The organism is Bradyrhizobium vignae (assembly GCF_900324035.1).
Lineage (GTDB): Bacteria > Pseudomonadota > Alphaproteobacteria > Rhizobiales > Xanthobacteraceae > Bradyrhizobium > Bradyrhizobium vignae.
The window spans coordinates 5,059,932-5,086,674 of sequence record NZ_LS398110.1 but is presented as its reverse complement, the minus strand read 5'-3'; the positions used below and the strand labels follow the sequence as shown (position 1 = coordinate 5,086,674).

At 64.8% G+C, this 26,743-nt stretch carries 24 protein-coding genes; 22 read left to right on the top strand and 2 right to left on the bottom strand.

Going from position 1 to position 26,743, the window contains the following annotated elements:
* The first annotated feature begins 13 nt into the window (after nucleotides 1–13).
* The 8 genes from BRAD3257_RS24825 to chvE all read left to right on the top strand — a co-directional run bounded on the left by BRAD3257_RS24825 (nucleotide 14) and on the right by chvE (nucleotide 8,316).
* Nucleotides 14–1,555, top strand: a complete 1,542-nt coding sequence (locus tag BRAD3257_RS24825; protein ID WP_122404035.1) for a sugar ABC transporter ATP-binding protein — start codon at nucleotides 14–16, stop codon at nucleotides 1,553–1,555.
* Entirely contained in the window at nucleotides 1,552–2,544 is a 993-nt protein-coding gene (locus BRAD3257_RS24820) for an ABC transporter permease (protein ID WP_122404034.1), read from the top strand. The genes BRAD3257_RS24825 and BRAD3257_RS24820 overlap by 4 nt, the downstream gene beginning before the upstream one ends.
* On the top strand, nucleotides 2,541–3,521 hold the full coding sequence (yjfF, locus tag BRAD3257_RS24815; protein WP_122404033.1) for a galactofuranose ABC transporter, permease protein YjfF: 981 nt from the start codon (nucleotides 2,541–2,543) through the stop codon (nucleotides 3,519–3,521). The genes BRAD3257_RS24820 and yjfF overlap by 4 nt, the downstream gene beginning before the upstream one ends.
* Nucleotides 3,518–4,294: a FadR/GntR family transcriptional regulator gene (locus BRAD3257_RS24810; RefSeq protein WP_122404032.1), complete on the top strand. Its 777-nt coding sequence runs from the start codon at nucleotides 3,518–3,520 to the stop codon at nucleotides 4,292–4,294. The genes yjfF and BRAD3257_RS24810 overlap by 4 nt, the downstream gene beginning before the upstream one ends.
* On the top strand, nucleotides 4,291–5,217 hold the full coding sequence (locus BRAD3257_RS24805) for a Gfo/Idh/MocA family protein (protein WP_122404031.1): 927 nt from the start codon (nucleotides 4,291–4,293) through the stop codon (nucleotides 5,215–5,217). Before BRAD3257_RS24810 ends, BRAD3257_RS24805 begins: the two co-directional genes overlap by 4 nt.
* A gap of 2 nt (nucleotides 5,218–5,219) precedes the next feature.
* A complete protein-coding gene (locus BRAD3257_RS24800) occupies nucleotides 5,220–6,296 on the top strand; it encodes an aldose epimerase family protein (RefSeq protein WP_122404030.1) in 1,077 nt (358 codons plus the stop codon).
* Nucleotides 6,296–7,174 (top strand): SMP-30/gluconolactonase/LRE family protein, encoded by an 879-nt coding sequence (locus BRAD3257_RS24795; RefSeq protein ID WP_162500616.1) that lies wholly within the window; start codon nucleotides 6,296–6,298, stop codon nucleotides 7,172–7,174. Before BRAD3257_RS24800 ends, BRAD3257_RS24795 begins: the two co-directional genes overlap by 1 nt.
* Before the next feature lie 71 nt (nucleotides 7,175–7,245).
* Entirely contained in the window at nucleotides 7,246–8,316 is a 1,071-nt protein-coding gene (chvE, locus tag BRAD3257_RS24790; protein WP_122404028.1) for a multiple monosaccharide ABC transporter substrate-binding protein, read from the top strand.
* Nucleotides 8,317–8,352: 36 nt separating this feature from the next.
* Here chvE and BRAD3257_RS24785 read toward each other — a convergent pair whose 3' ends face one another.
* Nucleotides 8,353–9,435 carry an ISAs1 family transposase gene (locus BRAD3257_RS24785; protein ID WP_122400463.1) on the bottom strand — a complete coding sequence of 361 codons (1,083 nt, stop codon included), beginning with the start codon at nucleotides 9,433–9,435 and terminating at the stop codon, nucleotides 8,353–8,355.
* 296 nt (nucleotides 9,436–9,731) lie between these two features.
* Here BRAD3257_RS24785 and mmsA point away from each other — a divergent pair, with 296 nt between their 5' ends.
* Entirely contained in the window at nucleotides 9,732–11,309 is a 1,578-nt protein-coding gene (gene mmsA / locus BRAD3257_RS24775) for a multiple monosaccharide ABC transporter ATP-binding protein (RefSeq protein WP_122404026.1), read from the top strand.
* A complete protein-coding gene (gene mmsB / locus BRAD3257_RS24770) occupies nucleotides 11,306–12,496 on the top strand; it encodes a multiple monosaccharide ABC transporter permease (RefSeq protein ID WP_122404025.1) in 1,191 nt (396 codons plus the stop codon). Before mmsA ends, mmsB begins: the two co-directional genes overlap by 4 nt.
* Before the next feature lie 130 nt (nucleotides 12,497–12,626).
* Here mmsB and BRAD3257_RS24765 read toward each other — a convergent pair whose 3' ends face one another.
* Nucleotides 12,627–13,052: a cupin domain-containing protein gene (locus BRAD3257_RS24765; RefSeq protein WP_122404024.1), complete on the bottom strand. Its 426-nt coding sequence runs from the start codon at nucleotides 13,050–13,052 to the stop codon at nucleotides 12,627–12,629.
* A gap of 544 nt (nucleotides 13,053–13,596) precedes the next feature.
* Here BRAD3257_RS24765 and BRAD3257_RS24760 point away from each other — a divergent pair.
* From BRAD3257_RS24760 to BRAD3257_RS24705, 12 genes are all read left to right on the top strand, one after another.
* Nucleotides 13,597–14,259, top strand: coding sequence for an HAD family hydrolase (locus BRAD3257_RS24760; protein ID WP_122404023.1), 663 nt, complete (start codon nucleotides 13,597–13,599; stop codon nucleotides 14,257–14,259).
* A gap of 7 nt (nucleotides 14,260–14,266) precedes the next feature.
* Nucleotides 14,267–15,217 carry a sugar-binding transcriptional regulator gene (locus BRAD3257_RS24755; protein WP_122404022.1) on the top strand — a complete coding sequence of 317 codons (951 nt, stop codon included), beginning with the start codon at nucleotides 14,267–14,269 and terminating at the stop codon, nucleotides 15,215–15,217.
* A 315-nt stretch (nucleotides 15,218–15,532) separates the two neighbouring features.
* On the top strand, nucleotides 15,533–16,846 hold the full coding sequence (locus tag BRAD3257_RS24750; RefSeq protein ID WP_122404021.1) for an ABC transporter substrate-binding protein: 1,314 nt from the start codon (nucleotides 15,533–15,535) through the stop codon (nucleotides 16,844–16,846).
* 90 nt (nucleotides 16,847–16,936) lie between these two features.
* Nucleotides 16,937–17,809, top strand: coding sequence for a carbohydrate ABC transporter permease (locus BRAD3257_RS24745; RefSeq protein ID WP_122404020.1), 873 nt, complete (start codon nucleotides 16,937–16,939; stop codon nucleotides 17,807–17,809).
* Between the two features lies 1 nt (nucleotide 17,810).
* On the top strand, nucleotides 17,811–18,641 hold the full coding sequence (locus BRAD3257_RS24740; protein ID WP_122404019.1) for a carbohydrate ABC transporter permease: 831 nt from the start codon (nucleotides 17,811–17,813) through the stop codon (nucleotides 18,639–18,641).
* 9 nt (nucleotides 18,642–18,650) lie between these two features.
* Nucleotides 18,651–19,658 (top strand): ABC transporter ATP-binding protein, encoded by a 1,008-nt coding sequence (locus tag BRAD3257_RS24735; RefSeq protein WP_122404018.1) that lies wholly within the window; start codon nucleotides 18,651–18,653, stop codon nucleotides 19,656–19,658.
* Nucleotides 19,659–19,689: 31 nt separating this feature from the next.
* Nucleotides 19,690–20,463 carry an SDR family NAD(P)-dependent oxidoreductase gene (locus BRAD3257_RS24730; protein ID WP_122404017.1) on the top strand — a complete coding sequence of 258 codons (774 nt, stop codon included), beginning with the start codon at nucleotides 19,690–19,692 and terminating at the stop codon, nucleotides 20,461–20,463.
* 37 nt (nucleotides 20,464–20,500) lie between these two features.
* Nucleotides 20,501–22,147 (top strand): FGGY-family carbohydrate kinase, encoded by a 1,647-nt coding sequence (locus BRAD3257_RS24725; protein WP_122404016.1) that lies wholly within the window; start codon nucleotides 20,501–20,503, stop codon nucleotides 22,145–22,147.
* Between the two features lie 5 nt (nucleotides 22,148–22,152).
* Nucleotides 22,153–23,088, top strand: a complete 936-nt coding sequence (locus BRAD3257_RS24720) for a carbohydrate kinase family protein (protein WP_122404015.1) — start codon at nucleotides 22,153–22,155, stop codon at nucleotides 23,086–23,088.
* Between the two features lie 111 nt (nucleotides 23,089–23,199).
* Nucleotides 23,200–24,621 (top strand): amidase, encoded by a 1,422-nt coding sequence (locus BRAD3257_RS24715; protein ID WP_122404014.1) that lies wholly within the window; start codon nucleotides 23,200–23,202, stop codon nucleotides 24,619–24,621.
* A 278-nt stretch (nucleotides 24,622–24,899) separates the two neighbouring features.
* Nucleotides 24,900–25,850, top strand: a complete 951-nt coding sequence (locus BRAD3257_RS24710) for an ABC transporter permease (protein WP_122404013.1) — start codon at nucleotides 24,900–24,902, stop codon at nucleotides 25,848–25,850.
* Nucleotides 25,847–26,743, top strand: coding sequence for an ABC transporter permease (locus BRAD3257_RS24705; RefSeq protein WP_376707318.1), 897 nt, complete (start codon nucleotides 25,847–25,849; stop codon nucleotides 26,741–26,743). Before BRAD3257_RS24710 ends, BRAD3257_RS24705 begins: the two co-directional genes overlap by 4 nt.

The window sequence follows — 26,743 nt, the reverse complement described above, 5'->3', positions numbered from 1 at the left end:
GAGTGACGTCGCGATGGAAAATAATTCCGATCCTGCTTCGCAGCTGCTGGAGGTGCGCGGGCTCAGCAAGAGCTTTGGCGCGGTGCGCGCGTTGCAGGAGGTCGACTTCACGCTCCGCGCCGGTGAGATTCATGCGCTGCTCGGCGAGAACGGCGCCGGCAAGTCCACGCTGATCAAGGTCGTCACCGGCGTATTCCCGCGCGATGCCGGCATTGTCAGGCTCGGTGGCGAAGAGGTCGCGCCGCGCTCGGCCAAGGCGGCGCTCCAGGCCGGCATTGCCACCGTCTACCAGGAAGTTAACCTGCTGCCGAACCTCTCCGTGGCGCAGAACCTATTTCTTGATCGCCAACCGATGCGTTTCGGCGTCGTGCGCGAAGGCGAGATGCGTCGCCGCGCCAAGGCGTTGCTCGCAGATTTCGGCCTCGATATCGACGTCACCGCGCCGCTCGGCAATTATTCGGTGGCGATCCAGCATGTCACCGCGATTGCCCGCGCGGTGGATCTCTCCGCGCGCGTGCTGATCCTGGACGAGCCGACCGCGAGCCTCGACCGCCACGAGGTCGAGATCCTCTTCGGCATCATGCGCGAGCTTGCCAAGCGTGGCATCGGCATCGTCTTCGTCAGCCACTTCCTCGAGCAGGTCTACGAGATCTCCGACCGCATCACGGTGCTGCGCAACGGCCGCCTCGTCGGCGAGCGCGAGACCGCCTCGCTGCCGCGGCTGGAATTGATCCGGATGATGCTCGGCCGCGAACTGGCCGAGACCACCAGCGTGCGGGCTTCCGCCACCGAGCATGGGGCGCGCGAGATCTGCGCGAGCTTCAAGGGTTACGGCAAGGCCGGCTATATCGCGCCCTTCAATCTCGAGCTGCGCCACGGCGAGGTCGTTGGTCTTGCCGGATTGCTCGGCTCGGGTCGCACCGAGACGGCGCGGCTGGTGTTCGGTGCCGAGCGCGCCGATGGCGGAGAGGCGAGGGTGGAAGGCGCGACGGTGCGGTTGCAGTCACCGCGCGACGGCGTCCGCCATGGTTTTGGCTATTGCCCGGAGGAGCGCAAGACCGACGGCATCGTTGCCGAGCTCAGCGTGCGCGAGAACATCGTGCTCGCGCTCCAGGCCAAGCGCGGCCTGCATCGCCCGCTGTCACGCCGCGAACAGGATGAAATCGCGCGCCGCTACGTCAAGATGCTCGACATCCGCCCGTCAGATCCCGAACGCCCGGTGGGGCTCCTCTCCGGCGGCAACCAGCAAAAGGTGCTGCTGGCGCGCTGGCTCGCGACATCACCGCGGCTTCTCGTCCTGGATGAACCTACGCGCGGCATCGATGTCGGCGCGCATGCCGAAATCATCCGCCTGATCCGCGAGCTCTGCGATGATGGGCTTTCACTGCTCGTGATCTCATCGGAGCTCGATGAGATCGTGACCTATTCGGATCGCGTCGTCGTGCTGCGCGACCGGGCCCATGTCGAAGAGCTCGCGGGCGAGGCGATCGACGTCGGCAACATTCTCGCTGCCATCGCCGCCGAGGGCGCCGCGATGCAGGAGGCCGGAGCATGACAGCGCTGCTGCCGCGCCGCGGCCTCGCCCAGATCCTCGCGCTGATCGTCATCCTCGCGGTCGATCGCGTAGTGTCGCCGCAGTTTTTCGACCTGCGCCTCCAGGACGGCCGTCTGTTCGGCAGCCTGATCGACGTGCTCAACCGCGGCACGCCGGTGGCGCTACTCTCGCTCGGTATGGTGCTGGTGATCGCGACGCGTGGCATTGACCTCTCGGTCGGCGCGGTCATGGCGATCTGCGGTGCGATCGCGGCGAGCCTTGCCGACGGTCACGGCCTCCCGGTGGTGCTGGCAGCCACGCTCGGCGCAGGCCTCGTCTGCGGCCTCTGGAACGGCTTTCTCGTCGCGGTGCTCGGCATGCAGCCGATCGTGGCCACGCTGATCCTGATGGTCGCGGGTCGCGGCATCGCCCAGCTCATCACCGAAGGGCGGATCGTGACGTTCTCCTCGCCGGATCTGGTCTGGCTCGGCAATGGGTCGGTGCTTGGCCTGCCAGTGCCGATCGTGATTGCCTTGGGCATGCTGATCCTCACCGGTGCAGTCGTGCGCGGCTCCGCGCTCGGGCTGCTGATCGAGGCGACCGGCGGCAATGCACGGGCGAGCGAGCTCGCCGGTGTCGGCACCCGCGCGATGATCCTGGCCGTCTATGTCTGGTGCGGCGTCTGCGCCGCGCTCGCCGGCGTGATCGCGGCGGCCGATATCATGGGGGCTGATGCCAACAATGCCGGCCTCTGGCTCGAGCTCGACGCGATCCTCGCCGTGGTGATCGGCGGCACCTCGCTGTTCGGCGGCCGCTTCAGTCTCGTGCTCGCAGTGCTGGGCGCGCTGATCATCCAGACCATGAACACCGGCATCCTGTTGTCGGGCTATCCGCCGGAGTTCAACCTGCTGGTCAAGGCGGTGGTGGTGCTCGCCGTGCTGCTGCTGCAATCGCCGAAATTCTCCGGTCTCGCCGGGATCGCCGCAAGGCTGTGGAGGACCAAGGCATGAAAGGCCTGCCGCCCGTCCTTATCACCGCCATCGTGCTCGTCGCGGGCTTCGCAGCTTGCGCGGTGCAATTCCCCAACATTGCCTCCACCCGCGTCGTCGGCAATCTCCTCACCGACAATGCCTTTCTCGGCATCGTCGCGACCGGCATGACATTCGTCATCATCTCCGGCGGGATCGATCTGTCGGTCGGCTCGGTGATCGGTTTCACCACCGTGTTCGTTGCGCTGGCGATCGAGCGCTGGGGCGTGCCGCCGCTGGTCGCCTTCGTCGCCATCCTCGCGCTGTCAGCCGCTTTTGGCGCTGCGATGGGCACGGTCATCCATGTCTTCGACCTGCCGCCCTTCATCGTGACGCTGGCCGGCATGTTCCTCGCCCGCGGCGCAAGCTTCTTGCTGTCGACGGAATCGGTGCCGATCACCGCGCCGATCTATTCCACCGTGTCGGACTTCGCCTTACGGATGCCCGTGGGTGGGCGACTGACCGCCATCGCCATCATCATGCTCGCGATCGTGATCGGCGGCGCCTTGCTGTTGCATCTCACCCGGTTCGGCGCCAATGTCTATGCGCTCGGCGGTAGTCGCACGACCGCGAGCCTGATGGGCGTTGCCGTCGGCAAGATGACGATCAAGATCTACATGCTGTCGAGCCTGCTCGCAGGGATCGCCGGCATCGTCTTCTCCTTCTACACCAGCGCCGGCTACTCGCTCTCCGCCGTCGGCGTCGAGCTCGACACCATCGCCGCCGTCGTGATCGGCGGCACGCTGCTCACGGGCGGGCAGGGCTCGGTGATCGGCACCTTCCTCGGCGTGCTGATCCAGGGCCTGATCCAGACCTACATCAATTTCGACGGGACGCTGTCGAGCTGGTGGACCAAGATCGCGACCGGCGTGCTGCTGTTCGCTTTCATCGCCTTGCAGCAGGGGCTGGTCGTGCTTGCACGCCGGCCGGTGAGGAAGAGCGCAGGAGCAGCCACATGACCTCACGCATCGTCGTCATCCCGACGCGGCGGGCCCACTCCAATCATGCGGAGGTGGCCCGTTCGATCGGCGTCGACATCATCGCCGGCCGCTATGCGGAAGGCACGCGCTTGCCGGGTGATGCCGAGATGATCGCGATGTTCGGGGTGTCGCGGCCGGTGCTGCGCGAAAGCGTCAAGACCCTGGTCGCCAAGGGGCTGCTCACCACCAAGGCGCGCGTCGGCACCGTCGTGCGCGAGCGCGGCGCCTGGAACATGTTCGATGCCGACGTGCTGGCCTGGCACCTGGATGCCGGCATCGACAAGCGCTTCCTCAACGACCTCGCCGAGATCCGTCTCGCAGTCGAGCCACGTGCGGCCATGCTCGCAGCGGCGCAGCGGTCCGAGGAGGATCTGGCCGAGCTCCGCCGCAGCATGGAGCGCATGCGGCATGAGGCGTCCGACTCGGTGGGCTTTGCCGATGCCGATCTCGCGCTTCATGTGGCCGTGGCGCGCGCCTCCGGCAATCTGTTCATGCGCTCGATCGGGCATGTCATCGAGGCCGCGCTGCGCGCCTCGTTCCTGCTCAGCGCCCCGGTCGAGGCGGAGGACCGCGACACCGTGCTGCTTTGGCATCAGAAGATCGTCGATGCCATCGCCGCGGGCGATGCGGACGCCGCCTCCGAGGCCATGATCTATGTCATTCATAACGGCATGCGCCGCCACGAGGGCACGGTGATCGAGACCGCGCCGGCCGAGCCGCTGCCGTCGGCAGATACTGGAGAACAAGCGTGACAGACCTTCGCATCGCCATCGTCGGCTTCGGTAAGATCGCGCGCGACCAGCATGTCGGCGCGATCGCGGCGACCCCGGGCGCGACGCTCGCGGCGGTGGCGAGCCGCAATGCTTCGCTTCCGGGTCTGCCGCATTTCGCCACCGTCGAGGAGCTGCTGGAAAAAGGTCCGCCGATCGACGCGGTGTCGCTGTGCACGCCGCCGCAGGTGCGCCGCGCCCAGGCCGCAGCCGCGCTCGCCGCCGGCAAGCATGTCATGCTGGAGAAGCCTCCGGGCACCGGCGTCGCCGAGCTCGATCCGTTGATCGCGATGGCGGCGGGTGCGAAGCGGACACTGTTTGCGACCTGGCATTCGCGCTATGCGCCGGCGGTCGAGCCGGCGCGGCAATGGCTCGCCGAGCGCCGCATCGCTTCCGTGCACATCAGCTGGAAGGAAGACGTCCGTGTCTGGCATCCCGGGCAGGGCTGGATCTGGGAGCCAGGCGGTCTCGGCGTGTTCGATCCCGGTATCAATGCGCTGTCGATCCTGACCAGGATTCTGCCAAAGCCGGTGTTCGTCACCGCGGCCGAGCTGGCCTTTCCGGCGAACCGCCAGGCGCCGATCGCGGCGAACCTGACACTGACGGATATCAACGGTCTGCCTGTGACCGCCGAGTTCGATTTCCGCCAGACCGGTCCGCAGAGCTGGGATATCGTTGTCGAAACCGATCAGGGCCGGCTTGCTCTGTCCAGCGGTGGCGCGCGCATGACTGTCGACGGCAAGGTGCTTGCCGAGGCGGCCGATGAGGAATATCGCGGGCTCTACCGTCGCTTCGTCGAGCTCGCGGCGACCGGCGCAAGCGACGTCGACCTGACGCCGCTTCGTCTCGTCGCCGACGCCTTCCTGCTTGGCAAGCGCACGATCGTCGAACCGTTTGTGGATTGAGCATGGCCGCATCAAAGGTCACGAGAGACGTTTTCGGGAAGTTGCCGGATGGCCGCAGGGTCGAGCGCGTCGCGCTGCGCGGGGAGGGCGGCTTCGAGGCGCGCATCATCAGCCACGGCGCGGTGTTGCAAGCGCTGATCGCGCCGGATGCCAAAGGTGGATACGACGACGTCGTACTCGGCCATGACGCGTTTGCCGGCTACCTCGCCGAACGAAAGTTTTTCGGCGCCACGGTCGGCCGCTACGCCAACCGCATCGCCAAGGGGCAGTTTTCGCTTCATGGCGAGACGGTGCAGCTTCCCGTCAACAACGGTCCCAACGCGCTGCACGGCGGCCTGGATGGTTTCGACCGCAAGCTCTGGGAGATTGCCGCAATCGAGGAGGGCCCCGAGCCCGCGGTGACGCTCACTTATACGAGCCCGCATGGCGAAGAGAACTATCCCGGCCGGCTCGACGTGCGCGTGACCTATCGCGTCACCGGTCCAGCCGAACTGTCGCTCGTCATGGAGGCGCGGACGGACCGAACGACCATCGTCAACCTGACCAACCACAGCTTCTTCAACCTGGAGGGCGCGACGTCGGGAACGTCCATTCTCGATCACGAGCTGACCGTCGCCGCAGACCATTTCCTGGCCATTGATGCCACCGCCATTCCGCTGCCGGAGCCGGCGCGCGCGGTTGCCGGCACGCCGTTCGACTTCCGCAGGGCCCGGCCGGTCGGCGAGCGGATCCGTGAGAACGATCAGCAATTGCAAAACGGCAGGGGCTACGATCACACCTACTGCCTCGGGCGCGATGGCAAGCTTGCGCTCGCGGCGCGGCTCGAGGCGCCGCGCTCCGGGCGCATCATGGAGCTGTTCACCGATCAGCCCGGACTCCAGGTCTATTCCGGCAACTATCTCGACGGCACCATTTCGGGCAAGGGCGGCAAGCTCATCCGACAATCGGACGCGATGTGCCTGGAGCCACACATCTGGCCTGATGCGCCGAACCGGCCGGACTTCCCGAGCCCGCGCCTTGATCCCGGCGGGACGTATCGCCATCACACGGTTTATCGATTCTCGGCGAGGTCGCCATGATGGAACAGGTGCCAACCACTGTCCTGTCGCACCATCCTTGCCATCTCGGCGAAGGTCCGACCTATGACGTGACCACCGATACGGCCTGGTGGTTCGACATCCGTGAAGGGCTGCTGTTCGAGGCTCGGCTCGGCAGCGGCGGCGTTCGTGTCCACGCACTCGACCGGATGGCGAGCGCGCTCGGACGCATCGATGCCGAACGCCAGTTGATCGTCGCGGAGGACGGGCTCTACATTCGAACGCTCGTCGACGGCGCGATGACACTGTTCTGTCCGCTCGAAGCGGACAATCCGGCGACGCGCTCAAACGATTGCCGCGTGCATCAATCAGGCACGTTCTGGATCGGCACCATGGGCAAGAGGGCCGAGCCGCAGGCGGGCGCGATCTATGCGCTCCATCGGGGGAGGATCGCGACGCTGTTTCCGGGCATCAGCATTCCAAATTCGATCTGCTTCTCGCCTGACGGCGCCACCGGCTATTTCACCGACACTCCGCGCGACGTGCTCTATGCCGTGCCGCTCAATCCTGCGACCGGCCTGCCGCGCGGCGAGCCGGAGGTGCTGTTGCGCCACAGCGGCATCGGCGGCCTTGATGGCTCAGTGTGCGACGCTGATGGAAGGATCTGGAATGCCTGCTGGGGGGCGAGCCGGATCGACGTCTATTCTCCGCAAGGCGAGCGCCTTCGCTCGTTGAGCGTGCCCGCAATACAGGCAAGCTGTCCCGCCTTCGTCGGCCCCGATCTGTCGCGCCTCCTCGTCACCTCGGCCTGGCAGGACATGGACGCGGCCGCGCGCGCCGCCGATCCGCAAGCCGGCTGCACTTTTCTACTGGAGGCATCCGCGCGCGGACGCGCGGAACCCGACGTCAAGCTCGCATAGGAGACCAGAGGCAGCCCACCACCACGTTCTCGACGCTACGAAGAAGACAGTGAAACACAAGGGAGTGAAACATGTTGAAACTGAAGACGACGTTTCTCGCGCTGGCGCTGGCCGGTGCTGCCACGATGGCCGCAGGCGTGCCCGCCTTCGCCCAGAAGGCGACGGTCGGCATCGCCATGCCGACCAAATCCTCGGCGCGGTGGATCGACGATGGCAACAACATGGTCAAGGTGCTGAAAGAGCGCGGCTACAACACCGACCTGCAATATGCCGAGGACGACATCCCGAACCAGCTCTCGCAGGTCGAGAACATGGTGACCAAGGGCGCCAAGGCGCTGGTGATCGCCGCGATCGACGGCACCACGCTGTCCGACGTGCTCAAGCAAGCCAAGGCCAAGGGCATCACCGTGATCGCCTATGACCGCCTGATCCGCGGCACGCCGAACGTCGACTATTACGCGACCTTCGACAATTTCCAGGTCGGGGTGCTCCAGGCGCAGTCGATCGAAAAGGGGCTCGGCCTCAAGGAAGGCAAGGGTCCCTTCAACATCGAGCTGTTCGGCGGCTCGCCCGACGACAACAACGCCTACTTCTTCTATAACGGCGCGATGAGCGTGCTGAAGCCGTATATCGACAGCGGCAAGCTCGTCGTCGTCTCCGGCCAGATGGGCATGGACAAGGTCGCAACCCTGCGCTGGGACGGCGCCACGGCGCAGGCCCGCATGGATAACCTGCTCAGTGCCTACTACGGCAACAAGAAGATCAATGCCGTACTGTCGCCTTATGACGGCATCTCGATCGGCATCATCTCCTCGCTGAAGGGCGTCGGCTATGGCAGTGCCGACCAGCCGATGCCTGTTATCTCGGGCCAGGACGCCGAAGTGCCCTCGATCAAGGCCATGCTGCGCGGCGACCAGTATTCGACCATCTTCAAGGACACCCGCGACCTCGCCAAGGTGACCGCCGACATGGTCGACGCCGCGCTTGCCGGCAAGGAGGTCACCGTCAACGACACCAAGACCTATGAGAACGGCGTCAAGACCGTGCCGTCCTATCTGCTCAAGCCGGTCGTGGTGTACAAGGATAATTGGGAGAAGGTGCTGGTCGACAGCGGCTACTACAAGAAGTCGCAGTTCCAGTAAGACTCTCTCTTTCCCCTCTCCCCGTTTGCGGTAGGGCTATCGCATATGGGCGAGGGCGGAGAGAAGGAAGTCATTATTCCATCTGGCTTGGAGCATTTTGTGGCTGATGCGGGCAGGACCGGGCGTTGCCTGCAGGGTATTGATGGCCAGCTTGCGGATGAGGGCGAGATTTTCGGCGGCGTGATCTTTGCGGCTGCGGCAGGCATCTTCGTCGAACAGAACGTCGAGAACCCAGTGCAGGTTGTTCTCGATGCTCCAGTGAGCACGCACGACCTCGAGCAGCTTTTTGGCCGACAGCAGGCGCGAGGCGAGGAAGTATCGGACCGTGTGTTTGACAGCCTTGCCAGAGTTGGCGCGCCAGCTGTCGATGCGACCGACGGCGGCGATAGCGGGGAAGTCGTATTGCTTCGCCAACTGAGGAGCCGGCGCGACGATGGCCTGCCGGCGCTCGGCGCGACCGTGGGCAGTGGCTCTTCGTTGACTCGCTCGCGCGGGCTTTCGGGCTGTATCGACCAACGTCTTGGCGGCCTTGAAGAGCCGGCCACGGTTACTCTTGATGGCTAACACGTAGTGCCCCTTCCGATCGAGGATGGCCTGCGCGGTATCGGGCCGGCAATGCAAGGCGTCGGCGGTGACAAGAGCCCCGTCCAGATCGAGCAGGGCGAGGACTTCGAGAGCCCCGGCAACCTCGTTGCGGTTGGGAGCCTTTCTCTGAGCCAGCGCCATGCGAGTGCCTGCGGCCCAGACATTGACCATATGCAGCGGCGTGGCCTGCCGGCCCCGCGTGTAGGCCCCGCGCAGCGCCTTGCCGTCGATGCTGACCACCCCCTTGATGCCGAAGCTCTTGCTGAATTTGCGCAAAACCGCTTCCAGCCCCTTCGGATCCAGCGCACGGAAGACGTTGCTGAACGTATCGTGGCTCGGAATGCCGTGCCTGAGCTCCAGGAAGCGCCGCAACAGCTCCTCGCGGCCTTGGCCAAAGAACTCGAACTCGGTGCAGGTCTTGGCGCCAGCCAGCGTCGCCGCCAAGGCGATGACGAGGATCTCCACAAGATCATGTCGGGTGTTGCTGGCGCGCGGGTCCTTGAGCGGTCGAAACAGGCGCTTGAGCTTGCGCATTCAGGTCTCCCTCTGGAATCGAGAGACACCCAAAGAATCCAGTTCCAACCGCTTGGCAACACCCTGCCAGCACCATATGCGATTCCCCTACCGTTTGCGGGGAGAGGGTTTCCACACGGGCAATGGTTGCTATGCACTCCGTCATTGCGAGGGCAGCGAAGCAATCCAGTCTGCCGCCGCGGAAATAGTCCGGATTGTTTCGCTGCGCTCGCAATGACGATGTGGATGCAGTGATATCATTCAATCTCTCCGCGCACGCGGCGAGAGGCGAAGTAGAGCAAGGGACACCAAAGCCAATGACCGCCATGCTGGAGATGCGTAACGTCAGCAAGAGCTTTGCCGGTGTACAGGCGCTGCGCGACGTCAACTTCTCTGTTCATGCCGGGCAGATCCACGCCCTCGTCGGCGAGAACGGCGCCGGCAAGTCGACGCTGATGAAGGTGCTGAGCGGCGTCTATCCGCACGGCAGCTACGAGGGCACAATTGTCTTCGAGGGCGAGGAGCGCCGTTTCCGCGACATCAACGATTCCGAGGCGCTCGGCATCATCATCATCCACCAGGAACTGGCCTTGATCCCGCTGATGTCGATCGCGGAAAACATCTTCCTGTCGCATCCGCCGTCGAAGCTCGGCGTGATCGATCGTGACGAAGTGTACCGGCGCACGCGCGAGCTGCTGGCGCAGGTCGGCCTAAGGGAATCGCCTGATACACTGATCACCGATCTCGGAGTCGGCAAGCAGCAGCTCGTGGAAATCGCCAAAGCACTGTCCAAGCGCGTGCGGATGCTGATCCTGGACGAGCCGACCGCGAGCCTCAACGAGGCCGACAGCGCCGCGCTGCTCGAACGCCTGAAGGCGTTCCGCGAGCAGGGCATCGGTTCGATCCTGATCTCGCACAAGCTGAACGAGGTCGCCAAGGTCGCCGACCACATCACCGTACTGCGCGACGGCCGCACCGTCGATAGCATCGACTGCCATGCCGAGCCGATCCAGGAAGACCGCATCATCCGCAGCATGGTCAATCGCGATATGGCGCATCGTTTCCCGGAGCGCAGCGTGAAGATCGGCGAGCCCGTGCTCGATGTCGCGAGCTGGTCGGTCTATCACCCCATTCATCCCGAGCGGCAGGTGATCAAGAACGTCAATTTCAGTGTCAGGCGCGGCGAGGTCGTGGGCATCGCCGGCCTGATGGGCGCCGGCCGTACCGAATTCGCGATGAGCCTGTTCGGCCGTTCCTGGGGCACCAATATCAGCGGCAGCCTCCGCCTCGAGGGCAGGGAGATGGCCCTGCCGAGCGTCGCCGCGGCGATCGACGCCGGCCTCGCCTATGTCACCGAGGACCGCAAGCAGCTCGGCCTGATCCTCGCGGACGATGTCCGCAAGAACATCACGCTTGCGAGCCTCGACCAGGTCGCGCCCGGCCGCGTGATCGACGACATCGCCGAGCTGAAGGTCGCCAGCGACTACCGCAGCAGGATGCGGATCCGCTGCTCCGACGTCTACCAGGAGACCGGCCAGCTCTCCGGCGGCAATCAGCAGAAGGTCGTGCTGTCCAAATGGCTGATGACCGACCCCAAGGTTCTCATCCTGGACGAGCCGACGAGGGGTATCGATGTCGGTGCCAAATACGAGATTTACTGTATCATCAACGAGCTCGCGGAAGCGGGCCGCGGCGTCGTGGTGATCTCCTCGGAAATGCCCGAGCTGCTCGGCATCTGCGACCGCATCTGCGTCATGAACGACGGTGCCTTTGTTGGGGAGTTCAGGGGATCGGAGGCGACGCAGGAGAAGATCATGCGCGCCATCATGCGCAACGAACGAAGCATTGGGAACGCCGCGCCAGCGGCCGCGGAGATGGGAGGATCGCAGCCATGACCGACAAGACGGTGTCGCTGCCCGAGGAGCGCCGGCACGGCAGCTTCATCAAGAACAATTTGCGCAACTACGGCATGCTGATGTCGCTGGTCGCGATCATGCTGTTCTTCCAGGTCGTGACTGGCGGCACGCTGCTGCAGCCGCTCAACCTCACCAATCTGGTGCTCCAGAACAGCTACATCGTCATCATGGCGCTCGGCATGCTGCTGGTGATCGTCACCGGCCATATCGACCTCTCGGTCGGCTCGGTCGCGGGCTTCATCGGCGCTGTCGCCGCTGTTCTCATGGTGACCTACAAGGTCGATTACACGCTTGCCTTCATCGCCTGCCTGCTGGTCGGTGCCGCCATTGGCGCCGCACAAGGCTATTGGGTGGCCTATTTCAAGATCCCGTCCTTCATCGTCACCCTGGCGGGGATGCTGGTGTTCAAGGGGCTGGCGCTGGCGGTGTTGCAGGGCCAGTCGCTAGGCCCGTTCCCGCCGACCTTCCAGAAATTGTCCTCGGGCTTCATTCCGGAGCTGCTGCCCGAGGCCGGCACGCTACACCCGACGTCCATGCTGATCGGGGCGGTGCTCGCGCTCGGTCTCGTCTACGCCAGCGCCAAGGGCAGGTCGCGCGAGCAATCGCACGGCATCGAGATCGAGCCCTACGCTTTCTTCCTCGGCAAGAGCATCCTGCTGGCGTGCGCCGTGCTCTATTTCACCTATCTGATCGCATCGCATCGCGGCCTGCCCAACGTGCTGGTGATCATGACCGCGCTGATCGCGCTCTACGGTTTCGTGACCCGTCGCACCGTGATCGGCCGGCAGATCTATGCGGTCGGCGGCAACGCCAAGGCGGCAAGCCTGTCAGGCATCAAGACCGAGCGGCTGACCTTCCTGACCTTCGTCAACATGGGCGTGCTCGCCGCCCTCGCCGGCCTCGTCTTCGCCGCGCGCCTCAACACCGCGACGCCCAAGGCCGGCCTCGGCTTCGAGCTCGACGTCATCGCCGCCTGCTTCATCGGCGGTGCCTCGGCCTATGGCGGGGTGGGGCGGGTCGGCGGCGCCGTCGTCGGCGCCATGATCATGGGCGTGATGAACAACGGCATGTCCATCCTCGGCATCGGCATCGACTATCAACAGGTCATCAAGGGCCTGGTGCTGCTCGGTGCGGTGTGCATCGATGTCTATAACCAGCGGCGATGAGGCCGTCGTCGCCCGGATGGAGTGAAGCGCATTCCGGGTTCTGTCCGCTCGGCGAGACTGTCCCGCATTCCGCTGCGTTCCATGCGGTCTACGGTCCCGACTGCCAGCCCGCTACTGCGTCGTAAACAGCTCAAGACTGCAGCACTGGTACCAATCCGTAGCGCAGCATCGTCTCCTTCATCTTTGCCGGATCGGGCGTGCCGGCGGCGAGCAGGACCGCCATTTCCTTGAAATATTTAGGACCAAGCGCGCCGGGGGTGAGTATGCACAGGCAGGTCGCCGGCCGGGCCGAACGATTTGTAAAGCCGTGCACCACGCCGCGCTTGATGAACGCGGTCTCGCCCGGCGCCACGTCGACGTCCATTCCATCGATCCGCCAGGTCGAGACGCCGCTTAGTCCATAGATCGTTTCGTCCCAACGATCGTGATAGTGAGGGATCGGCATTCGCGCGTTCGGCTGGAGCGTCATCTCGAACAGATCGAGAGCGCCGGCAGTGTCGTCCTTGCTCCGGAGAAAAGTCAGCTGCAGCCCACCAAGATTGATGATCTCAGGCATAGCGAACTCATTGGGTCGTGTGCGGTAGCGAACTTTACCGCGTTACGGCGATGAGCCGAAGCGCTCTGTTGCCGGAATGGGCTGCGACGCCCGACGATTATTGCGTCGTGAAGAGCACCACGGCGATGGCAACCGAAAGGCTCACCGCCGAGACCTTTGCCACCGTCGATAGCACCCCCATTCGCCGGAGCGCGATGGCGAATGCGATGATAGTGGGGACGCGGTCATCAGCCCGATTTGTGCATCGCCTCATATTGCGCCTGTGGAACTCAATTGATCCACGTTAGGGCGGAAGGACCAGCGGGACGTTGCGATAGCGCAAACGCGCCTCCGGCCGGATGCATTGTTTGTGCGCCGACAAAGTCGGAACCGCGCCGGTGAGATATCTGTTCGGCGTCTTTGATGTGGAAGGCAGATGTCGGCGACGGATTGCGAGCAACGAGAGGCCGGCTGGGAATCCTCGAAGATCTCCCCGGCGATTCCATGATTCAACATCGGCTTCTGAGCTATTGCTCACCTGCTGAGTATATGATCGAATGGCCGGATGGACCAAGGCCGGCCAGAACCCGATCTGATCATCTTCGATTGTGACGGCGTGCTCGTCGACAGCGAGCTCTTGAGCTGCCGCTGCCTGTCCGAGGTGCTGGCCGAGTTCGGTTTCGCGCTCAGCGAGGAGCAAGCGCTCGAACTGTTTCTTGGACGCAGCACCAAGGCGATCGAGCAGCACTACCGCGATCTCGGCCAGATCGTGCCGGATGGCTTCCTGCCGCGATTGAAGTCACATGTGCTGGAGACGTTTGTCGCCTCGCTCGAGCCGATCCCCGGGGTGGAGGCGGTGATCTCGGAGCTGACCGTGCCGTTCTGCGTGGCCTCGTCCAGCGACATCGACCGCGTATCGCTCTCGCTCGACGTCACCGGTCTTCGGGCACATTTCGGCGATCGGCTCTACACCGCGCAGATGGTCAGGCACGGTAAGCCGGCGCCCGATCTCTTCCTCCATGCGGCCGAGAACATGCGCTCGCCGCCCTCACGCACGCTGGTGATCGAGGACAGCGTCAGCGGTGTGCAGGCGGGCAAGGCGGCCGGAATGACCGTCTGGGGATTTGTCGGCGGCGGCCATTATCGCACCGGCGACGGCCACGCTATATTGTCCGCCGCCGGAGCCGATCGGGTCTTCGCGCGCATGAGCGATTTCTGGAAGGTGTGAGCCCCGCATGGCGGCCGAGAACGACAAGTCGAAACTCGACGACGCTGCGCGCGCCGGCTGGCTTTACTTCATTGCCGGCCACACTCAAGACGAGATCGCAAAGATGCTCCAGGTCTCGCGCGCTTCGGCGCAGCGGCTGGTCTCGCTGTGCCTTGCCGAACGTCTCATCACCTTCCGGCTCGAACATCCCATCGCCGCCTGCATGGAGCTGGCGGCGCGTCTGAAGGAGCGGTTCAAGCTCGTTCATTGTGAGGTGGTGCCGGCAGATTTTGTCGCGCCGCAGGCCAATGCAGGCATCGCCGAGCGCTGCGCCAATCTGCTCGATGCGACGCTGCGCTCGGAGACGCCGGTCATCGTCGCGCTCGGCACCGGCCGGGCCGTGCGCGCCGCGGTCGAGCGCGTCACGCCGATCGACCGGCCCAATCACCAGATCGTCTCGCTGGTGGGCAATATCTCCGCCGACGGCTCGGCCAGCTTCTACGATACCGTCGGCCGGCTCGCCGACCGCACCGGGGCGCGGCACTATCCGATGCCGCTGCCGTTCCTGATGTCGTCGGAGGACGAGCGCAATAGGATGGTGCGCATCGAGCCGATCGCGAAGGTGAAGGCAGTCGCGGCCAAGGCGGATTTGCGCCTCGTCGGCATCGGTCAGATGGACCAGAAGGCGCAGGTGCATATCGACGGTTTCGTCACCCGGGACGAATTGTTCGAGATGATGCGTCTGGGGGCCATCGGCGAGATCACGGGCTGGGCATATGATGCCAAGGGCCGCCTGCTCAAGGCCGGCACCAACAAGCGCCTCACCAGCATTCCGCCGGAAGTGCCGGCGAAGACCACGACGATCGGCGCCGCGGTTGGCGCCGCCAAAGTGGCGGCGATCGCTGCGGCACTGAACGGGCGGTTGATCAATGGGCTGATCACGGACGAGGCGACAGCAAGGGCGATCTTGGAGCGATAGGGCGTTTACGCCTCCGGCGTGCATACGAGGCGGGAAGTCCCTCTACCCACACCGCTGTCATCGTCCGCGAAGGCGGACGATCTATTACGCCGCGGCCCCACTTGAGGCAAACCAATAAACGACTCGGAGTACTCGATGCCCCGCCTTCGCGGGGTATGACGGTTATGAGTGAAGCGACACCCCGTCCCTCCCGCACCGCAGCACTCATAAGTTGCTTGAACACTCGCGCGCCTGCTTGACAACTGTCTTCCTTGGGCTGAACATACGCTCAACGCGTGGGCATATGCTCAAAACGCGACTCTTAGGGAGGTCACCGTGAAACACGTCCTGGGCGCCGTCTGCGGCGCGTCTTGCCTGCTGCTGGCCGTTCCCGCGATGGCCGAAACGACCCTGACCATCGCCACCGTCAACAATGGTGACATGATCCGCATGCAGGGGCTGACGGGGGAATTCACCAAGAAGAATCCTGATATCACCGTAAAATGGGTGACGCTGGAGGAGAACGTGCTGCGCCAGCGCGTCACCACCGACATCGCCACCAAGGGCGGCCAGTTCGACGTCCTCACCATCGGTACCTACGAGGTGCCGATCTGGGCCAAGAAGGGCTGGCTGGTGCCGCTGGCCAATCTCGGCGCCGATTACGACGTCGCCGACCTCCTGCCCAAGATCAAGGATGCGGTCTCCTTCGACGGCAAGCTCTACGCCGCGCCGTTCTACGGCGAGAGCTCGATGGTGATGTACCGCACCGATCTGTTCGAGAAGGCCGGCCTGAAGATGCCGGAAAAGCCGACCTGGGATTTCGTCGTCGACGCCGCCAAGAAGCTCACGGACAAGAGCGCCGGCGTCTACGGGATCTGCCTGCGCGGCAAGGCCGGCTGGGGTGAGAACATGGCGTTCCTGTCGGCGATGGCCAATTCCTACGGCGCGCGCTGGTTCGACGAGAAGTGGGAGCCGCAGTTCAACACGCCGGAATGGAAGGCGACGCTGACGACTTACGTCAATCTCATGAAGGAAGCCGGCCCGCCCGGCGCGAGTTCCAACGGTTTCAACGAGAATCTGGCACTGTTCAACGCCGGCAAATGCGCGATGTGGATCGACGCCACGGTCGCGGCGTCCTTCGTCACCAACCCGAAGGACTCCATGGTCGCCGACAAGGTCGGTTTCGCGCTCGCGCCCAACACCGGGCTTGGCAAGAACGCCAACTGGCTGTGGGCCTGGAATCTCGCAATCCCCGCCGGCTCCAAGAAGACGGAAGCCGCCGAGAAGTTCATCGCCTGGGCAACCAGCAAGGACTACACCAAGCTTGTGGCATCGAAGGAGGGGTGGGCCAACGTGCCGCCGGGCACGCGCACCTCGCTCTACCAGAACCCCGACTATCTGAAGGTCGCGCCGTTCGCCAAGCTGACGCTGGCCTCGATCGACGCCGCTGATCCCAACAAGCCGACGGTGAAGCCCGTTCCCTACGTGGGTGTGCAATACGCCGCGATCCCAGAATTCCAGGGCATCGGCACCCAGGTGGGCCAGCAATTCTCCGCGGCGCTTGCGGGCTCCACCACCGTCGACGCGGCGCTCTCGGCCGCCCAATCCGCAACCGAGCGCGAGATGAAGCGCGCCGGCTACATCAAATGAACCCGAGCTCTTCCTCCTGAGCTCAGACTCGCGGCCATTCGTCCGTCCCCGGATGGATGGCCGCCTTCTTCCCCAAGAGGAGAAGTCAGGATGGCAACCCGGCAGACGCAGTTTCTTGCGCGCTCGCTGCTGACACCTGCGGTCGGGCTGCTCTTCATCTGGATGATCGTCCCGCTCGCCCTGACGATCTACTTCTCGACACTGCATTATAGCCTGCTCGACCCCGGCTCGGAATCGTTCGTCGGCCTGGAAAACTTCCGCTACTTCCTCACCGATCCCGCTTTCCTGGCCTCGCTCCAGAATACGCTGGTGCTCGTTGGCTCCGTGCTGGCGCTGACCATCCTGCTCGGCATTCCCCTGGCGCTGCTGATGGACCAGCCCGTGATCGGGCGCAATTTCGTGCGGCTGATGGTGATCGCCCCGTTCTTCGTGATGCCGACGGTGAGCGCGCTGGTCTGGAAGAACCTGTTGATGCATCCGGTGTCGGGATTGTTCGCCTGGCTCACTTCGCTGTTCGGCCTTACGCCGATCGATTGGTTCAACGATGTACCGCTGCTTGCCGTCATCCTGATCGTGACGTGGCAATGGCTGCCGTTCGCGACGCTCATCCTGCTGACGGCGCTGCAATCGCTCGACGAGGAACAGAAGGAAGCCGCCGAGATGGACGGCGCCAGCGCGGTCTCGACCTTCATCTACATCACGCTGCCGCACCTCGCGCGGCCCATCACGGTGGTGATCCTGATCGAGACCATCTTCCTGCTCACCGTATTCGCCGAGATCTTCGTCACCACCGGCGGCGGGCCGGGCTTGCAAACCACCAACATCGCGTTCCTGATCTATTCGCAGGCGTTGATCCAGTTCGACGTCGGCAGCGCCTCCGCGGGCGGCCTCGTCGCGGTGGTGATCGCCAATGTCGTCGCCTTCTTCCTGGTCCGTATCGTCGGCCGCAATTTGGAGGCCTGACATGGCGCGGATGGCGACGACGCGGCGGGTGGCGATATCGACGGCGGCGGCCTGGCCGTTCGGCTTCCTGATCTTCTTCCCGATTCTGTGGATGGGGCTGGCGAGCTTCAAGACCGAACTCGAGGCATTCGCGGTACCGCCATCGTTCCTGTTCTTCCACTGGACCATGGAAAACTACGCTACCGTGCAGGAGCGCAGCGACTATCTGCACCACGCGATGAACTCGATCATCATCGCCGGCGGCTCGACGCTGATTGCACTGTTGATCGCCATTCCCGCGGCGTGGTCGATGGCGTTCTCGCCGACCAAACGTACCAAGGACGTCCTGCTCTGGATGCTCTCGACCAAGATGATGCCGCCGGTCGGCGTGCTGGTGCCGATCTACCTGATCTACAAGTCCTTCGGCCTTCTCGATTCTCGCATCGGCCTCGTCTTTATCCTGTGCCTCGGAAACCTGCCGATCGTCATCTGGATGCTGTTCACCTATTTCAAGGAGATTCCGCGCGACATTCTGGAGGCCGCACGCATGGATGGCGCCACCATCGGCCGTGAGCTCATCTACGTGTTGACCCCGATGGCGATCCCGGGGCTCGCCTCAACCTTGCTGCTGAACCTGATCCTGGCCTGGAACGAGGCGTTCTGGACGCTCAATCTGTCGACCTCGAGCGCCGCGCCACTCACCACGTTCATCGCCTCCTATTCGAGCCCGGAAGGATTGTTCTGGGCCAAGCTGTCGGCGGCCTCGACGCTGGCGATCGCACCTATTCTCGTCCTCGGTTGGTTCAGTCAGAAGCAGCTCGTGCGCGGGCTCACCTTCGGCGCGGTGAAGTAGAGGGGGATCATGGGTCAGATCACACTTCAGGGCGTACAAAAATCCTTCGGCCCGGTGCACATCATCAAGGGGGCCGACCTCGATATCGCCGATGGGTCCTTCGTTGTGTTCGTCGGTCCCTCCGGCTGCGGCAAGACCACACTGCTGCGGCTGATTGCGGGGCTCGAGGACGTCAGCGGCGGCAAGATCCTGATCGACGGCAAGAACGTCGTCGACACGCCGCCGGCAAAACGGGGGCTGTCGATGGTGTTCCAGTCCTACGCGCTCTATCCGCATATGAGCGTGCGCGGCAATATCGGCTTCGGCCTCAAGATGGCCGGCCTTGCCAAGGACGAGATCAACCGCAAGGTCGAGGCCGCCGCCGCGACGCTCAACCTCACGCCCTATCTCGATCGCAAGCCACGCGAGCTATCCGGCGGCCAGCGCCAGCGGGTCGCGATCGGCCGCGCCATCGTGCGCGAGCCCAAGGCGTTTCTGTTCGACGAACCGCTCTCCAATCTCGACGCGGCGCTGCGCGTGCAGATGCGCATCGAGGTGACGCGGCTGCAGAAGCAACTCGGCACCACCGCGATCTACGTCACCCACGACCAGGTCGAAGCCATGACCATGGCCGACAAGATCGTCGTGCTCAACGGCGGCAAGATCGAACAATATGGCTCACCATTGGAGCTCTACGAGCGGCCCGCCAATCTCTTCGTCGCCGGCTTCATCGGCTCGCCCAAGATGAATTTCGTCACCGGCGAGCCTGCTTTGCACAAGGGGGCAGCGACGATCGGCGTCCGGCCGGAGCACCTCAAAATCGAGCGCGACGGCGCTGGCGGCTGGCAGGGCACTATCGCAGTGGCCGAGCATCTCGGTAGCGACACCTTCCTTTACGTCGATGCCGGCGCGCTCGGCATGCTGACGGCGCGCTACATCGGCGAATTGAGTCTGCACGCCGGTGACCGCGTATCGCTGGTGCCGGACCCCGGGCGCATCCACCGCTTCGACGAGAACGGCAACGCTCTTCGGAGCTGACAAGAAACGGCAAGAAAACGGAAGGACGATCATGTACCTGGAAAAATTCAAGCTGAACGGCAAGACCGCGTTCATTACCGGCGGCGGGCAGGGCATCGGCCTTGGCTGCGCCGAGGCGCTGGCCGAGGCCGGCGCCCGGGTCATCATCGGCGACCGTGACGGCAAGGTCGCTGACAGCGGGAAAGCCAGCCTGAGGGCAAAGGGTCTTGACGTCGAGACCGCGGTCATGGATGTCACCGATACCAACCGTGTGGCCGAAGTCGCGAACGACCTCGTCGCCCGCCACGGCAAGGTCGACATCCTCGTCAACAATGCCGGCATCGCCCGCAGCGAGACGCCCGCGGAGACCGTCACCGACGAGCACTGGCTCAACGTCATCGACGTCAATCTCAACGGCACGTTCTGGTGCTGCCGCGAGTTCGGCAAGCACATGCTGAAGGCTGGAAGCGGCGCCATCGTCAATGTCGGCTCGATGAGCGGCTTCATCGTCAACAAGCCGCAGGAGCAGTGCTTCTATAACGCCTCCAAGGCTGCCGTGCACCATCTGACCAAGTCGCTCGCCGCCGAATGGGGCGCGCGCGGCATCCGCGTCAATGCGGTGGCCCCGACCTACATCGAGACGCCGCTCAACGCCTTCGTAAAGAGCAATCCCAAGATGTACGACGCCTGGATCGGCGGAACTCCGATGGCGCGGATGGGGCAGGTCGAGGAGATCGCTTCCGTCGTGCTGTTCCTCTCGTCGGAGGCCGCGAGCCTGATGACCGGCAGCATCGTGCTGGTGGATGGCGGCTACACTTGCTGGTAGGCTCCCGTCAAGACTGACGAAGCGACCGGGAGCGACAATGCCGCGAGCGTATATCGGCGTCGATGTAGGGACCACGAGCACGCGGGCAGGGGTATTTGACGAGGCTGGCACGCTGCTCGCGATGGCGCGTCATCCGATCCGGGTCTGGCACGAGGCCGGCGATATCGTCGAGCAGTCGTCACAGGACATTTGGGAGGCCTGCGCGGCATCGGTACGCGCGGCGATGGCGGAGGCTGGCATTACGCCCGATAGCGTCGGCGGTATCGGCTTCGACGCTACCTGTTCCTTGGTTGTCCTCGATCGGCATGGCGAGCCGCTCACCGTCAGTGGATCCGGCGACAGGCAGCGCAACGTCATCGTCTGGATGGACCATCGCGCCATCGCCGAGGCGCGGCTGATCAACGAGACCGAGGATGCGGTGCTGCGCTATGTCGGCGGCTCGATCTCACCCGAGATGGAGATGCCGAAGCTGCTGTGGCTGAAGCGGCATCTGCGCACGAGTTTTGACGCGGCGGGCCATTTCTTCGATCTCGCGGACTACCTGACCTGGCGCGCGACCGGCTCGCTGCAGCGTTCGACCTGCACGGTCACCTGCAAGTGGAACTACCTCGCCCACGAGGGCGGCGGCTGGAGCGCGCCATTCTTCAAGCGCATTGGTCTGTCCGACTTTGTCGCCGAGAATTATGCGCGCATCGGCGTCGAGATCGTCGCCCCCGGCACGCGGCTTGGGGCAGGGCTGACCCGAACTGCCGCGACTGAACTCGGCCTGTCACCGGGCACGCCGGTCGGCGCCTCACTGATCGACGCCCACGCCGGCGGCGTCGGGGCGATCGGCGGACGCGATGGGGCGGGCGAGGTGACCGACGTCTGCGACCGTCTCGCCTACATCATGGGAACGTCGGCGTGCATCATGGCGACGACGAAGGAGCCATGCTTCGTGCAAGGCGTGTGGGGGCCTTATTATTCCGGCATGGTCCCGGACCTCTGGCTCAACGAGGGTGGCCAGTCGGCGGCGGGCGCGGCGATCGACCATCTCCTCAAGTCGCACCCCGGTTTCAGCGAGGTGAGCACGATCGCGCGCAGCGAGGGCCTCGATCTCATCGACTTCCTCGAGCGCCGCATCATCGCGCGCGCAGGCGATGCCAGTCGCGCTGCGCTGCTGGCGCGCGACGTCCACGTCCTGCCGGAATTCATCGGTAACCGCTCGCCCTATGCCGACCCGGACACGCGCGCGGTGATCGCCGGCCTCGATCTCGACACCGACATCGGTTCGATGGAGCGGTTGTTCGTCGCCGGCCTCTGCGGTCTTGCCTATGGGCTCGCCGAGGTGATCGAGGCTTTTGCCGCTCATGGCGTGCGCTCGAACATCATGATCATGGGCGGCGGCGCCAGCCGAAGTCCGCTGGTGCGGCAGATCATGGCCGACACCACCGGCCTTACCGTCGCGCTGCCGCAGACGAAGGAGCCGGTGCTGCTCGGCGCCGCCATGCTCGGCGCCGTCGCCGGCGGTGCCTATGCCAACATCGGCCAGACCATGGCCAAAATGTCGGCGCTGGGACGCAAGAGCGAGCCGACCGCGCCCGAGATGGCGGCGTTTCATGCCCGCAAGCGCGAGGTCTACAAGCTGCTGCGAGAGGTCGACCAGGGGAGCCGCGCGGCGATGCGCAGCGTCGCGAGAGGTTGAAAGACATGCTGATTGCCTGCGGCGATGCGCTGATTGATTTCGTGCCGACGCGAAATGCGGAAGGTCGCGAGGCCGTTATGCCCGCCGTCGGCGGCTCCTGTCTCAACGTCGCGATCGGTATGGCGCGGCTCGGCGCGCCGACCGGCTTCGTCGGCGGCGTTTCGACCGACCTGTTCGGGCGGATGATCGCCGATCATGCAACCGCCTCCAGCGTCGACCTCGGTCTTGCCACCCGCAGCGATCACCAGACCACGCTCGCCTTCGTCCGCATCGTCGCGGGCGAGTCGCACTACGCGTTCTACGATGCCGAGACGGCGACGCGGAACTGGACGTACCGACGCGGGACAATTCCGCTCGACACGGTTGAAGCTCTCCATGTCGGCTCGACCACGCTGGTCAACGACCGGGGCGCGGCGGAGACCACAGCTCTGATCGCGGATGCGCGCGCGTTCTCGACCATCTCCTTCGATCCGAACTGCCGACCGAATCTCGTCAAGGACAAGCCGGCCTATCTCGCCCGCATGGCGGAGTTCGCTGGGCATGCTGATCTCATCAAGATGTCGGACGTCGATTTCGCCTATCTCTTTGGCGACGAGCCCTATCAGCAGCGCGCGAGCGCGCTGCTCGCGCAGGGCACGAGCCTCGTCGTCGTCACCAGGGGCAACCATGGCGCCGTCGCTTGGCATGCAGGGGCGGGGCAGATCGAAGTCGTCGCCCCCAAAGTCGAGGTCGCCGATACCATCGGCGCGGGCGACAGCTTTCAGGCGGCATTGTTGTTCGCTCTGCACAAGCAGGGGCGCATTGCCCGGCAAGCCTTGAAGGACGTCGGTGCCGACGAGCTTCGCCGCGCGCTGTCCTTCGCGGCCAATTGCGCCGGCCTCACTTGCACCCGTCCGGGCGCCGATCCACCCTGGAGCCACGAGGTCAGCTGGAGGTGGTAGTCGGCGCAAGGCTTCGCGATGCCGCGATCGACGACGGCCATGCACCGATCGAAATGGACAGATGGGCTGCGCGCTGGCAAGGTCTGTACACCCTGATGCGAGCCTGCCACCATGAGCAACGACCTCTGTCTCCGCTCCGCAACTGAGCTGCGTAGCCTGATCGTCGCGAGGAAGCTGTCGCCAGTCGAGCTCACCCGCGCCGTGCTTGCCCGCGCCGAGGCGCTCCAGCCCGAATTGAACTGCTTCATCACCCTGTGCGGTGATGAGGCGATCGCAGCGGCGCGCGAAGCCGAGCGCAAGGTAATGGCGGGCGAGGAACTCGGCCTGCTGCATGGCATCCCCGTCACCGTCAAGGACATCGTCAACACGAAGGGCGTGAAGACCACCTTCGGCGCCGTTCCCTTCAAGGACAACGTGCCGACCGAGGATGCAGTCGCCGTTGCGCGGCTGCGCAGCGAGGGCGCGATCCTGATCGGCAAGACCACGACGCCGGAGTTCGGCAGCAAGTGCCTCACCGATTCACCTTTGTTCGGCCGCACCCGCAATGCCTGGGACGCCTGCCGCTCGTCCGGCGGATCCAGCGGCGGCGCGGCGGTGGCGGTGGCAAGCGGCATCGCGCCGCTGGCGATTGCGACCGACGGCGGCGGCTCGACGCGAATTCCGGCGGCCTGCAACGGCGTGGTCGGGCTGAAGCAGAGCAACGGCGTGATCCCGCACAGCCAGGCGCTGGAGGTGTTCGGCAATCAGACCTACGTCACGCCGACCACCCGCACCGTGGCCGATACCGCGCTGATGATGCAGGCGATGGCGGGCGAGGATGCCTGCGATCCCTGGTCGATTGGCGTCCCCGTGCCTGACTTCATCGGCACCGCGGCCTCGCGCGGCGACCTGCGCGGCTTGAGGATCCTGTACTGCCTGACGCCGCCGGGCCGTCCGGTGTCCACTGAGGTCGCCGCCAGCTTCAAGGCGAGCCTTGATCGACTGGCGGGGTTAGGTGCCGAGCTCGAGGAGTTCTCCGGCGATGATTTCGATATCGAGCCGATCTGGCGCGCCATCAACCACACCGTCTGGCGCACGCGCTTTGCAAAGCTCGCGGCCGAGCACAAGAACGAACTGAGCGAGGCCTTCCTCAAGCAGCTCGCGCTCGCCAGCGAGGTCAGCGGCGTCGACTATCAGGAGGCGATGTTCGCGCGCACCGCGTTGTTCCGCCGCGTGCAATCGCTGCTTGCGCGCGGACACCTCCTGGCGATGCCGACGCTCACCCGCACCGCGCTGCCGATCAAGCAGGACCTCTTCGGCAGCATCGAGATCGATGGTCGGCACTACGACAGCGTCCGGCCGCACTGGTTCCCCTGGACCATGCCGTTCAACATGACCGGCCATCCCGCCATCAGCCTTCCCTGCGGCTTTGCCCGCGACGGCCTGCCGATCGGCCTCCAACTGGTCGGCCGCTTCCGGGCGGACGCAGAATTGCTGCGCGTGAGCGCATTGTTCGAGGCCTCGAGCGGCCTTCTGTCCCGCCGGCCCAGCTAGGGGCAGCTCGTGGAGACTGCATCTTCAGGGATGTGCCAGTTCGCTGTGGCTTCCGTCATCCTGAGTGCGAGTGATGGGGCGCGGAGCGCCCCATCGGGAGCCTCGAAGGATGAACGGCCGAGATGCAGCCGGGCCGTCGCCCTTCGAGGCTCGTTCTGCGTTGCAGGACGAGCACCTCAGGGTGACGGTGATAGAGCATCGGTGCGCTCGCAAAGAGCTTGCGTCCGGCGCCCAGACATGTTGATCGTGCCGCGAGTGAGCCCTGCAGCCGAGCACGCATGAGCGTCTTTGTCCTCCGACGTCTGTTGACCTTGCTGGCGACGCTGGTCGGCGCGTCGCTGATCATCTTCCTGGTGCTCGACGCGCTTCCCGGCAATGCCGCGCAGATGCTGATGGGCGCCGACGCCTCGCCCGACGCGGTTCGCGCGCTCACCGTCAAGCTCGGGCTCGATCAGCCGTTGGCCGTTCGCTACCTGCAATGGATCAAGGGCCTCGTCGTCGGCGATCTCGGGAACTCCTATGTCTACGGCACCCCAGTCGCCAGCCTGATCGCCGAACGGCTGGTGCTGACCATTCCGCTCGCGATCCTGGCGATGGCGATCACCGTGACGCTGGCGCTCTCCGCCGGCATCTACACCGCGGCCAACCACAACAAACTCGGCGATATCGGCGTGATGTCGCTGAGCCAGGTCGGCATCGCGCTGCCAAACTTCTGGTTCGCGATCCTGCTGGTGCTCTTGTTCGCGGTGCGGCTGCAGTGGCTCTCGGCGGGCGGCTTTGCCGGCTGGGAGGACGGCATGTGGCCGGGAATCAAGTCACTGCTGCTGCCGGCGGTCTCGCTTGCCGTGGTGCAGGCCGCGATCCTCGCGCGCGTCACGCGATCGGCCGTCCTCGAAGTGCTGCGCGAGGACTTCGTGCGCACCGCCCGCGCGAAGGGACTCGGCAAGCGCGAGGTGCTGTGGAGCCACGTGCTGCGCAACGCCATGATCCCCGTGATGACGGTGATGGGCCTGCAATTCGCCAATCTGCTCGCCGGCACCATCGTGATCGAGAACGTGTTCTACCTGCCGGGCCTCGGCCGGCTGATCTTCCAGTCGATCGCCAACCGCGACCTCATCGTGGTGCGCAACTGCGTGATGCTGCTCGCGGCCATGGTCGTCATCGTCAACTTCGTGGTCGATGTGCTCTACGCCTTCATCGATCCCCGCATCAAGGTCCACGACCTGTGAGTGATCCGCTCGCCACCGCAGTTGGATTGCCGACGGCCGCCCCGCCGGCGCGCCCCGCGACGGGCTTTTGGCGGAGGGCGCTGCGGCATCGCAGCTTCGTGCTCGGTGGCGTCTTGGTGCTTGCCGTGATCGGTTCTGCGCTGCTTTCCCTGGTCTGGACACCCTGGTCCCCTTACGAGATCGATATCGCCGCAAAGCTCAAGCCGCCCTCGGCGGCGCACTGGCTCGGCACCGATTCCTTCGGCCGCGACATCGTCTCGCTGCTGCTGGCGGGGGCCCGCTCCACCATCATGGTCGGCGTCATCGCCGTCAGCATCGGTCTCACCTTCGGCGTCACGCTGGGCCTGATCGGCTCGGCCCAGCGGGGCTGGATCGAAGAGATCATCATGCGCTTTTCCGACTTCACCTTCGCCTTTCCCGCCGTGCTGTCCGCGATCATGCTCGCCGCGGTCGTCGGCCCCGGTATGGTGACCTCGATCGTTGCGATCGGCATCTTCCAGATCCCGACGCTGACACGGCTGACGCGCGGCTCCGCCAATGCGATCTGGGCGCGCGAATTCGTGCTGGCCGCGCGCGCGGCGGGCAAGGGGCGCTTCCGCATCACCATCGAGCACGTGCTGCCGAACATCCTGACGATCCTGATCGTGCAGGTCACGATCCAGTTCGCGCTGGCCATTCTCGCCGAGGCCGCGCTGTCCTATCTCGGTCTCGGCACGCAGCCGCCGCAGCCGTCCTGGGGGCGGATGTTGAACGATGCACAGACGCTGCTGTTCCAGTCGCCGATGCTCGCGGTCTATCCGGGCGCTGCAATCGCCATCGCTGTGCTCGGTCTCAATCTCCTCGGTGACGGATTGCGCGACCTGCTCGATCCCCGACTGGCGCGGGAGCGATGA

What these genes read in the sequence shown, in the direction of transcription:
- BRAD3257_RS24825 (WP_122404035.1), top strand. Translation starts at nt 14, where the DNA reads ATGGAAAATAATTCCGATCCTGCTTCGCAGCTGCTGGAGGTGCGCGGG.
- BRAD3257_RS24820 (WP_122404034.1), top strand. Translation starts at nt 1,552, where the DNA reads ATGACAGCGCTGCTGCCGCGCCGCGGCCTCGCCCAGATCCTCGCGCTG.
- yjfF (WP_122404033.1), top strand. Translation starts at nt 2,541, where the DNA reads ATGAAAGGCCTGCCGCCCGTCCTTATCACCGCCATCGTGCTCGTCGCG.
- BRAD3257_RS24810 (WP_122404032.1), top strand. Translation starts at nt 3,518, where the DNA reads ATGACCTCACGCATCGTCGTCATCCCGACGCGGCGGGCCCACTCCAAT.
- BRAD3257_RS24800 (WP_122404030.1), top strand. Translation starts at nt 5,220, where the DNA reads ATGGCCGCATCAAAGGTCACGAGAGACGTTTTCGGGAAGTTGCCGGAT.
- BRAD3257_RS24795 (WP_162500616.1), top strand. Translation starts at nt 6,296, where the DNA reads ATGGAACAGGTGCCAACCACTGTCCTGTCGCACCATCCTTGCCATCTC.
- chvE (WP_122404028.1), top strand. Translation starts at nt 7,246, where the DNA reads ATGTTGAAACTGAAGACGACGTTTCTCGCGCTGGCGCTGGCCGGTGCT.
- BRAD3257_RS24785 (WP_122400463.1), bottom strand. Translation starts at nt 9,435, where the DNA reads ATGCGCAAGCTCAAGCGCCTGTTTCGACCGCTCAAGGACCCGCGCGCC.
- mmsA (WP_122404026.1), top strand. Translation starts at nt 9,732, where the DNA reads ATGACCGCCATGCTGGAGATGCGTAACGTCAGCAAGAGCTTTGCCGGT.
- mmsB (WP_122404025.1), top strand. Translation starts at nt 11,306, where the DNA reads ATGACCGACAAGACGGTGTCGCTGCCCGAGGAGCGCCGGCACGGCAGC.
- BRAD3257_RS24765 (WP_122404024.1), bottom strand. Translation starts at nt 13,052, where the DNA reads ATGCCTGAGATCATCAATCTTGGTGGGCTGCAGCTGACTTTTCTCCGG.
- BRAD3257_RS24760 (WP_122404023.1), top strand. Translation starts at nt 13,597, where the DNA reads ATGGACCAAGGCCGGCCAGAACCCGATCTGATCATCTTCGATTGTGAC.
- BRAD3257_RS24755 (WP_122404022.1), top strand. Translation starts at nt 14,267, where the DNA reads ATGGCGGCCGAGAACGACAAGTCGAAACTCGACGACGCTGCGCGCGCC.
- BRAD3257_RS24745 (WP_122404020.1), top strand. Translation starts at nt 16,937, where the DNA reads ATGGCAACCCGGCAGACGCAGTTTCTTGCGCGCTCGCTGCTGACACCT.
- BRAD3257_RS24740 (WP_122404019.1), top strand. Translation starts at nt 17,811, where the DNA reads ATGGCGCGGATGGCGACGACGCGGCGGGTGGCGATATCGACGGCGGCG.
- BRAD3257_RS24735 (WP_122404018.1), top strand. Translation starts at nt 18,651, where the DNA reads ATGGGTCAGATCACACTTCAGGGCGTACAAAAATCCTTCGGCCCGGTG.
- BRAD3257_RS24730 (WP_122404017.1), top strand. Translation starts at nt 19,690, where the DNA reads ATGTACCTGGAAAAATTCAAGCTGAACGGCAAGACCGCGTTCATTACC.
- BRAD3257_RS24725 (WP_122404016.1), top strand. Translation starts at nt 20,501, where the DNA reads ATGCCGCGAGCGTATATCGGCGTCGATGTAGGGACCACGAGCACGCGG.
- BRAD3257_RS24720 (WP_122404015.1), top strand. Translation starts at nt 22,153, where the DNA reads ATGCTGATTGCCTGCGGCGATGCGCTGATTGATTTCGTGCCGACGCGA.
- BRAD3257_RS24715 (WP_122404014.1), top strand. Translation starts at nt 23,200, where the DNA reads ATGAGCAACGACCTCTGTCTCCGCTCCGCAACTGAGCTGCGTAGCCTG.
- BRAD3257_RS24710 (WP_122404013.1), top strand. Translation starts at nt 24,900, where the DNA reads ATGAGCGTCTTTGTCCTCCGACGTCTGTTGACCTTGCTGGCGACGCTG.